Consider the following 12,551-nt stretch of genomic DNA (forward strand, 5'->3'; position numbering starts at 1 on the left):
GTCGCGGCGCGGCGCCCGGAACAGCCTCTCTTTGTCGGACATCTACCGGAACCGATGAACGTCACGTTCGTAGTAATTACGCATCGCGGGATTGTCGACGGGCCATACGTGCGGTCGGCTCGAGGCCCGCGATCGGGGGTGCGAAAGACCGAGTCACCGAGTGAGTTCGACCGCACGCCGCCGCTGCACCGAACAGGTTCTCGATCCGCAGGCTCGACGGATTCGTCACGCTGTGCGCTCGACCGGCGGATTCCTGTCCGCTCCGTCCACACTCGTGATTCATCCGGTGCGCCGGCAAACGAAAAGAGATACCATAATAGAGTCGCTACCGTGAGCAATGAAAACTCACGGAGAGCGTAACGAACCGTACGGTGAGTAACGATGGGTGCTGATAACGTCGATATCTTCAAACACATCGTTTTCAGGCTGCCGTCGCTCCCGGTCCAAATCGCCGCGATGGTGGGTTTGAGCCCGATCTACGCGACTCTCACGTACGTGGCCCTCAACGAATTCGCACCGGTCGAACTACAACCGTGGGTCGTCCCGGTCGGGGCGTTCGTGATCTTCTTGGCGCCGTTTCTCGTCGCCGCCGAACTGTTCTATCACGCCCTCCCCGACTACCCGCGCCACTGGAGCTACTTCCTGGCGCTCACGACGCAGCTGTTCCTCTTTATCTACGCGCTCATCCTGTCGGGTGCGGATACCGGGCTGAACGCGTGGCGAATCGTCTGGCTCGCACTGATCACGGTGAGCCTCGCCAACGTGATGGTCCTGACCGTTTCGGTCGGTCCCGAGCGCCTGCGACGGATCGTCCCGCTGTCGCTCGTGCAGCCGCTGCTGCTGATCGGCACGTTCCAGTTCTTCATCGGCCGGAACGTCGGCGTCTCCGAGGCGTCGCTGCTCGTCAACTTCGGGGTGCTCCTGGTGGTCGTCGCGGTCCTCGTCGGCTTCCTGAAACTGTTCGACTACCTGATCGGCAGCAACGCCGACGTGTCCGCGTTCGCGCTCACGTCGGGGCTGTTGAAGGGCGAACGATCGGCGCTCGATCTCGGATATCCGGCGCGGCCGGACGTGCAAACGCTGACGGTCGACAACGGTCGGGAACTCACGCTCGCAGCGCCGTGGATCCATCCGGGCCCGCTCGGCGGGTTCGGCGGCGGCGAGCTCAGTAGCGAAGTCATCGACGAACTAAACGACGCCGGCACCGGATTCTTCCTGCACGTTCCGTGTACCCACAAGGAAGACCTCGCCGATCCGGCCGACGTCACCAAGGTCGTCGATGCGATCGGCAATCCGGAGACGGTTTCGGCGGCGTCGCGACTCCACGCTGCGGAGTACGACGACCTCGAGTTCTACGGCCGGACTATCGACGGAAAGAAAATCGTCTTCTTCGAAGCCGAGGGGATCGACGACTATCATCCGGGCGTCTTCATGCGGGACGTCTCGAAGGACGACGTCCTGTTGGTGGACATGCACAACCACCACATCCACGCGGAACTGGACAGGGAGATCCAGTACGGGACCGAGGAGGCCGACCGCCTCAAGCGGTGTTTCGACGACTTCCTCGAGCAACTCGAGGGTGCCGAGACCTTCCCGTACAGCGCCGGCTTCGCCGTCGATTGCGGCGACCATCCGCTGATGGCGCTCGTCGAGGAGGTCGGCGGGCAGCGCACGCTCGTCTTCGGCGTCGATACCAACGGGATCACCGACGATCTGCGAGCGCAACGCGAGCGGTTCAAAGGGGAGTTCGACGAGGTGATCCTGTTCTCGACGGACACGCACGCGTCGGTGCACGACCTCGCGAATATGGACGACTTCGACATCGAGACGGTCACGAACACGGTCCGGCGGGCGGCCGATCGTATCTCCGACGCCCGGATCGGTCTGACGAACGATCGGACGGACCGATTGCGCCTGCTCAAACTCGACTACAGCGGACTCGTCTTCAGCGTGAACATCCTCATCCGACTCGTCATCATCTCGCTTGCAGCGTTTTACGTCTTCCTCGTGCTCTGGGTCTTCTGAGGTTCGTCACCGCTATTTTCGATCGTCGCTGCGCGCTGTGATCCGCCGATAGCGACCGACCGTCGAACGTTTGCTTTCCATCCGATAAAACACCGGATCATACGTCAGTAAACTAATCGTATTTGGAAGATACCGAAATGCTCATTCCACTCTCCTCCCGGGTACTAGCCAGTACCCGTCTGTCAGCGATGGAGGGGGAGCCAGTCACCGGCGGGAGCCAGTTCGCTCGTCGCTCGAGTCCATCGCCGCCGACGAGTCGGTCGTGACGGGGAGGGGGAATCATGACATCCGATACAGCCGTTTCGAACGTCGTACTCATCACGGTCGATTCGTTGCGGGCGGACGCCACCAGTCCGTACGACCAGGATCGACACACGCCGGTATTACAGTCGCTCGCAGACCGCGGGACCGTCTTCGAACGGGCCTTCGCGACCGGCAACTGGACCCCCTTTTCGTTCCCGTCGATTCTCGCTTCTCGCCCGGTGTTCGCCGACGGCGGCGGAATCGGCGTCGAGCAGTCACCGACGCTCGCCGAGACGCTTTCGGCGGCCGACGTTTCGACCGGCGGGTTCAACGCGGCGAACGGGTTTCTCACCTCCCACTGGGGATACGACGACGGGTTCGACGAGTTCGAATCCTTCGTCGCGAACGTCGGCTCGAGTATCTACAGTCGCTATCTCGCGACGCACCCGACGGTCGAAGCGTGGCTGCAGTTAGCCGCGTCGCCGTTTCGCCGCGTCGGGTCGCGGCTCCGCGGGAACACCGACGATCGACCGTTTCTGGATACGTCACGACTGTTCGACGTCGAGCACGGCGCGCGGTCGTTCCTCGAGGAGGCGGACGAGCCGTTTTTCCTCTGGGTGCACTATATGGACGCGCACACGCCGTACGTGCCAGCTCCGCGGTACATTCGCGACGTTTCGTCCGACCTCCTCGGCACGCACAGGATGTTGCTCGCGCACACGCGGACCGGGCTCGGCTGGGACGTCAGCGAGCGGACGCTCGCGGACCTCCGAACGCTCTATCAGGCCGCCGTCCGACAGGTCGACGCGAGCATCGGCCGACTGCTCGAGGCGCTCGCGTCGAACGACCTCGACGACGAAACGGCCGTCGTCGTCGCGGGCGATCACGGCGAGGAGTTTCAAGAGCACGGCCACCTCGCCCACTATCCGAAGCTGTACGACGAACTGATCCGCGTCCCGCTACTCGTCGACGTCCCCGACAACGATGGTGGACGGGTAGACGGGCAGGTCGGCCTCGATTCGATTCCGCCGACGGTGACGGACCTGCTCGACGTACAGCCGCCGGCGGAGTGGACGGGCGAGACGCTCGTCCCGAGCGTTCGAGGTGACGAGGCTCCAGCCGACGACCCCGTCGTCTCGGTTACCGTTCGGGGCGAGGACGTGACGGCGCAACCGATTCCGCGGTCGCTCTCGGACGGCGACCTCCTCGTCAGCGTCCGGGATCGAGACTGGACCTACATCGAGAACGTCGACGCGGACGAAATCGAACTCTACGAGCGGTCCGCCGACCCGGCTCAGCAGACGAACCTCGCAACGGAGCCGACGTCCGACCAGTCCGCCCGGATCGAGGCGTTCGCATCGATCGCCGCAGACCACGCCGACGTGCTCCGGGAGTCCGATAATGACGCATCGACCGATAGCGACGAGAGCGAGAGCGAAGACGAATCGATCGACGACGACCTCGAGGCACGGTTGTCGGCACTCGGGTACCGATGATTCGACGATACCTTCGCAATCTTCAGAGCGGTCCGATCGCCCCCCAGTTGCGACGGTTCGTCGCCGTCGGGATCGTCGCCGCCAGCGTACAGATGGTATTACTCTGGGCGTTCGTCGACCGGGCCGGCTTCCACTACCTCGCTAGCGCCGTCGTCGCCATCGAGATCACCATCGTTCTCTCGTACGTGCTCAACAACGCGTGGACCTTCCGAGCGTCGCGAAACACCGGTCCGGTCGAGTACGTCGTCGGCTTACTCAAGACGAACATCGTTCGCGGAACGGCGATCCCGATCCAGATCGGCGCCCTCGGCCTGCTCGTCGAGTGGCAGAGTGTTCCGTATCTGCTCGCTAACGGGGCCGCGATCGCGATCAGCGGGATCTACCGGTACGTCCTCGACGCGAGGTGGACCTGGGGATGAGCGCGCGAGTACGCATCGCCGTCCGAGGTCGAAGTCGGACTCGAGGTCGACTACGGATATTGCGGCACGCTCGCGAGCAACCGAAACGTACTCACGAAACGAAGTTATATCAAAAACATATCTGGTACCGTGGTGACTCTCCGTTCGTTCATGCTTGAAACACTGGTCGGGACCGGCGGCGCAGCCCTCGAGGCGCTCGTCGAATCGGCGACGGGCTGGCCCGGGATGGGCATCATCTTCGTGTACTCGTTTCTGATCGCGTTCGCGCTGCCCGGACCGAGCGAAATCGTCCTGGTGGCACCCCTCGATCTCGGACTCCCCCCGTGGGTGCAACTCTCCGGTATCATGCTCGTCAGTGCGACCGGAAAGGCCGCGGGAAGCGTGTTCGCGTTCCACATCGGTCGGGAAATAACGCAATCCGGACCGGTCGTCGGCTGGTTGCGGCAGTCGCGGTGGAACATCCTCGAGTGGTCCGAGAAACGGTCCGTCCAGCTCGCACAGAAGTACGGCTACGCCGGCCTCGCAGCGGCGTTGTCCGTCCCGTTTTTCCCGGACACGATCTCCATCTACGCGTTCGCCGTCCTCGAGCAGAATTATCCGCGATTCGCGCTCGCGACGTTTCTCGGGAGCCTCGGACGCCTCCTCGTTACCGTCGGGTTCTTCGGTGGCGTGACGACCGTCGTCTGATCGGCGTCCCCTTGCCGGCTCGAGTCGACGAGTCGGCGGTAACGTACGCCGGTCGCTCTCCGCATTCACATATCGGACGGCGATCTAGATCCTACCCGGATTCGATTAAATTGTAATTGGCGGACGCCTCGAGGACGGCGCCTACGAATTACGCTCGGGACAACGGCACTCGTACCCCTGCGATGACCGACCGACGACGAAGTCGTGGAGTTCGGTGGCGAGGGCGATCATCGCCCGAGCCCGTTCCGCTGAGGCGAGACCGTCCCGGTAGTACGTCTTCGCCCGATGATCGCGCCACAGGTCGGCGAGGTCCTCGGCCGTCGATTCGGCGACGATACCGACCGACGCCGCCTCTCGGTACACCCCCGGATGCGTTCCGGGAAGATCGTCGGGCTCCATCGTACCCCGCTCGAGGAGGCGAAACTCGACCGTCCGTTCGATCGCGACGAACGCGGCTTCGATGACGAGCGTATAGTATTCGGCCTCGTGCAGCGCGTCGGCGCCAGCTAGCAGCCGACAGGCCTTTCGTAACTGGAGGAGCGCCGCGTCCTCCACCTCGAGTCCGGGTTCGACCGCCGTCGGTCGTCGGTCGAACGCCGCCTGCGCTTCGTCGATGAGGTGGTCGATTCGGGTACTACTCATCGACTATCACCGCTTTCCGGATCGAGTCGAGTCGCTCACCGCCGTACACGGTCACGCCCTCCACAAAGATCTCGCGGAGTTTCGGCCCCGCCCGGCGTGCGCTTTCCGCGGATTCGACGTACGGTTCGAAATCGAACCGATCGCCGTCGAAGCGGCGCTTACTGAGGTCGGCGACGACGTCAGTAACGGTCCGCCGAGCACTCGTCCGATCGCCGTCCACGACGACGAACAGGTCGATATCGCTTCGCCGGTCGGCCTCGCCTCGAGCGACGCTGCCGAACACGACGATACCGAGAACGTCAGTGACGTCGTCGGTATTGGTCACCTCCTCTCGGACGCGAGTTACGAAGGCCCGAACCGGCGCGTGGAACTCCGGTTGTCCGATAGCCAGGATCGGATCGTCTTTCCGGAGTCGCGTCGGATCGATCGAAACGTAGTTCCGTTGTGGCGTTTCGCGAACCTGGACAGCACCGATACTCTCGAGAAGGTCGACCGCCCGCCAAACCGTCGATCGGGTGACGTCCGTCGCGTCGACGAGCTCCGGGATCGTAAACTCGGTCTCGTGAGCATCCGCTAAGAGCCGGAGAATATCGTCTGCAGCCCCGATACGGAAGATTTCGGTGTCCGAATCAGGACGGGGATCGATGCAGACACTTATACCTCGTTTCGTCATTTCAGACACTGTCTGATTTTACGCAACAAGGTATAAATAGCTGCCGACGGCGGTACTCCCGTCCGGTCTCGAGTCACCGTTTGCGTCCCGTCGTAGTCTCACGATCTACCGGGACGTTGAACGCGACCGGAACGGAAAGACGAGTCGGCAGAACGGAACGTTTTCGTACGAGTCGTTTATCGTGGGTGACATGCGACGCCGTCAGGTCCTCGCGAGTTGTGGATCCCTCCTCGCGGTCACCGTCGCCGGCTGTGGCCATCCTCCCGTCGTGCTCGACATGGACGGCGCAACGGCGGACGACATCGCCGATGAGGTATCGATGGCTGCCGATCCCGGTTCCGAAGAGTACACGCTCGTCACGTCGGCCCGCGAAAACGGCTCCGCAACGCGGACCGGGCGGACCGAACTGTTCGATCGGATCGATACCGTCCGCGCGGACGACACTTTCTACGAAGTTTCCGAGACGCGACTCGAGAGCAACGACGTGACGGTCTACGAGGTGCTGGTCGACATCGATCCGGAGAATTCGACGCCGGAGCTCGGCGAAATCGCGTACGACGACCTGCCGGAGGCGGATCGGAACCGCCTCGAGCGGATCGTTTCGGAGGAAGATCAGCCCGGCCAGTCAGAATACGATATCGGCGTCGAGTACGGAACGGCGGACGAAGTCGGAAACGACTCGGTATTCGTGCCGGAACGACAGTACGACATCGTTCGCCGCGACGAGGACCGGTATCGTATCGCGGTGCATTCGCGAACGGCGACCGAAGCGACGTACCGGTACGAGGTGACGGAAATCGCCCCCGACGTCGCGGCGTTCGCTGCCCGGATCCGGGAGCGGTATCTGTTCGCACTCGCGGACCTTTCCGACGCCGAACGCGCAGTCGTCGAAAAAGCGATCGACGAGGGGTACTTCGAAGACGACGACGCCTTCCGATCGGTGATCGATCGGATCCGCGATCACGACGGGTTGGACGTGACCGGCACGTACGGGACGTGGCTCGTCGAATACGAGGGCGACGAGTACGTCACCTACGCGGAGTGGTGACCCGGACGACGGCGCGAAAAGGGGCCGATCGCAACCGCTCGAGTCGGCTGAACCGCGAAATATGTTCGGAACAATCGTTTCGGTGAGGGCGTCGTAACACGGGACGATGGACGGCCTCAAATCCTACGGCGTTCCCGACGATGTCGATCCTGACGGCTGGACGCTTCGCGTCGCCGGCACGGTCGACCGGCCGCTCCGGATCGATCCGGCCGATCTCGCGTCCTATCCCCTCGAGACGGCGGCCGACGACTTCGCATGTATCGAGGGGTGGGTCGCGAACGGGCTCTCGTGGCGCGGCGTCCGCGTCGCGCGACTGCTCGAGGGCGCCGACCCGACCGACGCGAGCGAGTACGCGCTCGTCCGTGCGATGGACGGCGAGTACGCCTGTTCGTTTCCGCTGGATCGGCTCCGGGAGTCGATCCTCGCGGTCGAACTCGACGGCGAGACGCTCCCGGTCGAGCACGGCGGCCCGGCGCGGCTCGTGCCGCTCGATACCGACCGCGACTGCTGGGAGAGCATCAAGTGGGTGTCGGAAATCCGCATCGGCGAAACGCCGTTTACGGAGGACGACACCGCGAAGGACCTCGCGCTGTCCCGGATCGAAGGGTGAACCGAGCCGAACGCGAGTCGAAGCAAGGAGCCTGATACACACCCGAACTCGTTCGGCACAGGGGCCATCCGGCCAGCCGGGAAGTATCGACTATGCCGATGGCCACCGAAATCGACCTGCGAGAGCGACCAGCCGACGAGTATCGGACGCGATTGTTCGACGCGTTTACCGAGGCCGAGCGCGGCGACGCCTTCGAAATCGTCGCCGCGGAGGACGTCGATCCGCACCTGGTTCGGTACCAGTTCGAGTACGAGCGCGTCCTCGAGTGGGAGTACGACGATCCGGACGCGGAGCCGCGGGAGCTCCGGCTGACGGTAGCCGGCCCGCTCGAGGACGGACGCCCGACGATCGACGTTCGAGACTTGAAACCGCAGCGTCGCCACGGGGTCCTCCTCGAGATCTTCGATAGCCTCCGTGCCGGCGAGGAGTTCGTGCTCGTAAACGATCACGATCCCAAACCGCTGTACCACGAACTGCGGTCGATGCACGGCGATATCGTCGAGTGGGAGTACGCGAGCGAAGGCGACGGCGAGTGGCGAGTCGAGATCGAGAAAACGTCCGAATCGGCGGTCGACAACGACGGCGTCGTCTCGCGATACGACGTTCGCGAAATTCCGAAGCAGGAGCGACATCCCACGATTCACCACCGGTACGGAATGCTCCCCGACGGCGCGACGATGGAACTCGTGGCGCCGCACGAGCCGCGGCCGCTCCGCCGGGAGTTCCAGCAGCGGTACGGCGATACCTTCGACTGGGAGATCGTCGAGCAGGAACCGGGCCGCTGTCGCGTCCACATTACGAAGCGAGGCGATACCGGCGAAGGGGCGAGCGACGCCGGCGACGCCGAAACCGAGGACGGGGCGACAGCGGACGACGCGTCGCTCGAGGTCGTCGACGAACTCGACGTCCGGGAGTTGCCGCCAGCCCAACGCCACGAGCGGATCTTCGACGCGTACGCCGAGTTGGACGGCGGCACGGGGTTCGTGCTGGTGAACGATCACGACCCCAAGCCGCTGTATCACCAGTTCGAGGCGGAGGCCGGACCGGAGTTCCGGTGGGAGTATCGCCGGAAAGAGCCGGGCGAGTTCCGGGTCTTGATCGGGAAAACGGACGGTGGCGGGACCGGCGCGAACGCAGGCGAGACGCAGGACGAAGCAGCGCCCGACGCACCGTTCTGACGACCGCCGGCGTCGTTACTGGCCGGTCTCGAGGCGGGACGCTATCGACGACGGACGGCGAGGCCGCGTTCTCGAACCGGATCGGTACCCGTCAACTGCCGCCGCGGACGACGTGGCTGTACTTCAACAGCCCGACGCCGAAGACGGCGTAGATCCCGCCGCCGATCATTCCCCCGAGCGCCATCGAGACGGCTTCGGTGAGACCGAAGCTCCCGTCGCTCATGGCCGATTCTTTCGCCGCCAACTGAATCATCGGTGCGCAGGATACTGCAACGGAACGCCTCGCTGGCCGACGAGTTCCGAGAGCGATTGGAACGGATTACGCGCGACACTACAGCTGCCGGCGAACGCGATCGGACGCTCGCAAACTCTCACCAACCCGCATTTCAACGCCCGTTAATCGTCTCCACCCCGCGGACGCCGGTACGGTCGACAGCAACCCATTCAAAAGCAGGCCTTCGATCCAATATTTCTCCGCGACAACGTTCACTGGATCAGTTCCCGATGCGACGACGAACCCTCGGACGCGACGACGTATCGACCGGAACGGATCCTCGAGAGCGGATACGGACGAGCGCGGAGAGCGCGTCTGACGGTCGGGATCTGCCGACGCGTCGCGAGGTGCTAGCCGGCGTCGGCAGCGCGAGCGCCGCTCTGGTAGCCGGCTGTTCGACGACGCTGGGAACGGGCCCCGATCCGACGCTCCGGATCGGCACCCTCCGACCGCCGGTCACGCTCGATCCGATCGAGGCCGAATCGATCGGCTCCGAACAGACCGTCGAGCGCGTCTTCGAAGGGCTCTACGCGTACGGCGAGAGGACCGATATCGTCCCGGCGATCGCAGACGGCGAGCCGCAGTACGAGAACGACCGCCGGGAGGCCGTGATCGAACTCGACGATCGGGCCCGGTTCCAGAACGGCCGGGACGTGGTCGCCGAGGACGTGGTTTACTCGTTCGAGGCGCCCCTCGAGGAGGACGCGCCGACGGCGTGGCGCGTAGACCCGATCGGCTCTGTCGAGGCGGTCGACGAGCGGACCGTTCGGTTGTCGCTCTCCGAGCCGTATCCCGCGCTCGAGCACGCCCTCACACACCCGATCGTGCCGAAGGAGGAGCGGGAGGACGACAGGGAGACGTTCGCGACGGACCCGGTCGGTGCCGGTCCGTACGAGGTCGCGTCGTTCAGCGCGGAGAAGAAGGCGACGCTCCGACGGTGGGACGACTACTGGGGCGAGCCGGTCCCGGAGATCGGGCGGGTCACGATGGCCTACGTCGAGTTCCCGATGACCCAGTTAACGAGTCTCCGGACGAACCGCAACGACGCCATCGAGCCGGTATCGCCGCGGATCGTCGACGACGTCGAAAGCGTGGCGAACGCGACCGTGAAACGACGCGAGGGGTACACGTCGTTTTACTTCGGGTTCAACCTGAACGAGGGGCCGACGACCGACCCGCGGGTGCGCGAGGCGATCAGCTACTGCATCGACCTCGAGAAGGCTGTCGGCGAGTTCATCGAGCCGATGGGGGAGCGCCAGTACGGTCCGCTGCCGCCGCGGGTGGCCGAGGAGTGGGACATGCCGACCGGCGAGTGGGCGGAGTTCGCGAACGAGAAGAACGCCGAACGCGCCCAGCAGCTGTTCCGCGAGGCCGACGAGGCGAGCGGCCAACTCCGCATCCTGACCACGATGGATCCGAAACACAAGGAGCTCGGCGAGGCGCTGGCGGGCGGCCTTCGGGACGCCGGTCACGGCGCCCTCGTCGTCTCGAAGCCCGAGTCGTCGTTCCTCGAGCGGTACGTCTCCGGCTCCGAACGGGACTACTCGATGTTCGTCGGCGAGGTGTCGGGAACCCCCGATCCCGATTCGTTCCTCTACCCGACGTTCCACGAGAACGCCGAAGGGACGACGAACGGGACGTTCTACCGCGAGGATGCGGTGATGGAACGGCTCACGAATGCCAGGGAGACGCGGGACCGCGAGCGCCGACGGCGGCTCTACGAGGAAGCGATCGCTCGGTTGCTCGAGGACCGCGTCTGTTTACCGATCTGCTCGTACGAGAACAGCTTCGCCGTGGACGGGAACGTCTCGAACTTTCGCGTGCATCCGATATCGCAGGTCAATCCGCGGCTCGCGTGGGAGAACGGGGTCGTCACCGTAGGTGATGGATCGTGAGCGACGACGGCAATGGAAACGGCGGTGACGGGAACGGAGACGACGGATTCGGCGTCGGAACGGCCGTCGCGCTGGGCGTCGGCGGCATCGTCGGGGGCGGCATCTACGCGGCGATCGGCATCGTCGTGGCCGCGGCCGGCATCCTGACGTGGTTCGCCTACGCGCTGGCGACGGTGGTGGTTATCTGTTGTGCGTACTCGTACGTCAAGCTCAACGACGCGACCGACAGCGACGGCGGGTCCGTCACGTACATCGAAGAACTAACCGGTAGGTCGACGGTCGCCGGCGTCGTCGGCTGGACGCTCGTCGTCGGATACATCGGGACGATGGCGATGTACGCCTACGCGTTCGGCATGTACGGGCAGATGATGATCGGCGTCGAGTACGTCTGGGGACTGCCGATCAGACAGTTCCTCTCGGTCGGCGTCCTCGCGATCTTCATCGGATTGAACCTGCTCGGCGCGGGCTCGTCGGCGGCGGTCGAGCGCTACCTCGTGTTCGTGCAGGCGGGTATCATCGCCGGCTTCGGACTCATCGGCCTCTGGTTCGGCGCCGCAAACTATCAACTGCAGCTGGGCCTCTCGGAGCTCGGCTTCAATCCGATCCTCGCGGCGTCCGTCGGCTTCGTCTCCTTCGAAGGGTGGCAGCTGCTGTTCTACGACCAGGAACAGTTCGACGATCCGGACGATACCCTCGCGAAGGGGGTCTACATCTCGATTCCGATCGCGGCTGCGATCTACATTCTCGTCGGATTCGTGATCACCACGCTGTTACCCGAAGAGGTCGTCGCCGCCCAGCCCGAGCCGGCGCTGCTCTACGGAGCCCTGCTCATCTCCAAGTGGCTCGCGCTCGCGGTCGGGCTCGCCGGCCTGATTTCCACGGCGAGCGCGATCAACTCGACGCTGTTCAGCGAAGCCATCTTCGCGAAGAACCTCATCAGCGACGACATCCTCCCCCACGAGATGGGCGATCCCGACGCCGACGCAGCCCCGAGTCGGACCGTGATCGTCATCGGGGTGCTGACGGCCGCGTTCACCATTCTCGGGAGCCTCGAGGCCGTCGTCGAGTTCGCCTCGCTGGCGTTCATCGTCGTCTTCGGCGCGATGAGCGCGCTCGCGCTGACGGTCCGCGACGAGGTCGACCTCAACCCGATCCCGCCGCTGCTCGGCGCGGTCGGCTCGGCCGCGTTCTTCGTCATGCTGACGTGGTACCTCTACTCGCAGCTCCCGGCGGTCTTCTGGCTGGTCGTCGTCATCGCGGCGATCGTCTTCTCGATCGAGGGGCTGTACTTCAAGCGCCAGACCCTCTCCGAAGGCATCACTGCCGTAGAAAAGCGACTTTGAGCGCTTCCTCTCCATTCG

12 protein-coding genes are annotated in these 12,551 nt (G+C 64.3%); 9 read left to right on the plus strand and 3 right to left on the minus strand.

Annotated features, from left to right (window positions below; all coding sequences use genetic code 11):
* Nucleotides 1-381 precede the first annotated feature (381 nt).
* From HALXA_RS18815 to HALXA_RS18830, 4 genes are all read left to right on the plus strand, one after another.
* Nucleotides 382-2,025, plus strand: a complete 1,644-nt coding sequence (locus HALXA_RS18815; RefSeq protein ID WP_013875850.1) for a DUF2070 family protein — start codon at nucleotides 382-384, stop codon at nucleotides 2,023-2,025.
* Nucleotides 2,026-2,306: 281 nt separating this feature from the next.
* Complete coding sequence (locus HALXA_RS18820; RefSeq protein WP_013875851.1) at nucleotides 2,307-3,764, plus strand: sulfatase; 1,458 nt, start codon at nucleotides 2,307-2,309, stop codon at nucleotides 3,762-3,764.
* Nucleotides 3,761-4,183, plus strand: coding sequence for a GtrA family protein (locus tag HALXA_RS18825; protein WP_013875852.1), 423 nt, complete (start codon nucleotides 3,761-3,763; stop codon nucleotides 4,181-4,183). The genes HALXA_RS18820 and HALXA_RS18825 overlap by 4 nt, the downstream gene beginning before the upstream one ends.
* Nucleotides 4,184-4,333: 150 nt before the next feature.
* On the plus strand, nucleotides 4,334-4,870 hold the full coding sequence (locus HALXA_RS18830; protein ID WP_013875853.1) for a YqaA family protein: 537 nt from the start codon (nucleotides 4,334-4,336) through the stop codon (nucleotides 4,868-4,870).
* 141 nt (nucleotides 4,871-5,011) lie between these two features.
* Here HALXA_RS18830 and HALXA_RS18835 read toward each other — a convergent pair whose 3' ends face one another.
* Together HALXA_RS18835 and HALXA_RS18840 are read right to left on the minus strand one after the other, a co-directional pair.
* Nucleotides 5,012-5,512: a hypothetical protein gene (locus tag HALXA_RS18835; RefSeq protein ID WP_013875854.1), complete on the minus strand. Its 501-nt coding sequence runs from the start codon at nucleotides 5,510-5,512 to the stop codon at nucleotides 5,012-5,014.
* Nucleotides 5,505-6,185 (minus strand): nucleotidyltransferase domain-containing protein, encoded by a 681-nt coding sequence (locus tag HALXA_RS18840; protein WP_013875855.1) that lies wholly within the window; start codon nucleotides 6,183-6,185, stop codon nucleotides 5,505-5,507. The genes HALXA_RS18835 and HALXA_RS18840 overlap by 8 nt, the downstream gene beginning before the upstream one ends.
* A 190-nt stretch (nucleotides 6,186-6,375) precedes the next feature.
* On the opposite strand from HALXA_RS18840, the gene HALXA_RS18845 reads away from it, so the two are divergent.
* The 3 genes from HALXA_RS18845 to HALXA_RS18855 all read left to right on the plus strand — a co-directional run bounded on the left by HALXA_RS18845 (nucleotide 6,376) and on the right by HALXA_RS18855 (nucleotide 9,021).
* On the plus strand, nucleotides 6,376-7,233 hold the full coding sequence (locus HALXA_RS18845; RefSeq protein WP_013875856.1) for a hypothetical protein: 858 nt from the start codon (nucleotides 6,376-6,378) through the stop codon (nucleotides 7,231-7,233).
* A gap of 106 nt (nucleotides 7,234-7,339) precedes the next feature.
* Nucleotides 7,340-7,843 carry a molybdopterin-dependent oxidoreductase gene (locus HALXA_RS18850; RefSeq protein WP_013875857.1) on the plus strand — a complete coding sequence of 168 codons (504 nt, stop codon included), beginning with the start codon at nucleotides 7,340-7,342 and terminating at the stop codon, nucleotides 7,841-7,843.
* Nucleotides 7,844-7,941: 98 nt separating this feature from the next.
* On the plus strand, nucleotides 7,942-9,021 hold the full coding sequence (locus HALXA_RS18855) for a DUF2249 domain-containing protein (protein ID WP_049895610.1): 1,080 nt from the start codon (nucleotides 7,942-7,944) through the stop codon (nucleotides 9,019-9,021).
* Nucleotides 9,022-9,112: 91 nt separating this feature from the next.
* Here HALXA_RS18855 and HALXA_RS22715 read toward each other — a convergent pair whose 3' ends face one another.
* Complete coding sequence (locus HALXA_RS22715) at nucleotides 9,113-9,244, minus strand: hypothetical protein (protein WP_280985412.1); 132 nt, start codon at nucleotides 9,242-9,244, stop codon at nucleotides 9,113-9,115.
* A gap of 281 nt (nucleotides 9,245-9,525) precedes the next feature.
* Between HALXA_RS22715 and HALXA_RS18860 the strand changes: the two genes are divergently transcribed.
* Entirely contained in the window at nucleotides 9,526-11,190 is a 1,665-nt protein-coding gene (locus HALXA_RS18860) for an ABC transporter substrate-binding protein (RefSeq protein ID WP_013875860.1), read from the plus strand.
* Nucleotides 11,187-12,533 (plus strand): APC family permease, encoded by a 1,347-nt coding sequence (locus HALXA_RS18865; RefSeq protein WP_013875861.1) that lies wholly within the window; start codon nucleotides 11,187-11,189, stop codon nucleotides 12,531-12,533. The genes HALXA_RS18860 and HALXA_RS18865 overlap by 4 nt, the downstream gene beginning before the upstream one ends.
* Nucleotides 12,534-12,551: the final 18 nt, after the last annotated feature.

Source organism: Halopiger xanaduensis SH-6 (assembly GCF_000217715.1).
GTDB classification, from domain to species: Archaea; Halobacteriota; Halobacteria; order Halobacteriales; family Natrialbaceae; genus Halopiger; species Halopiger xanaduensis.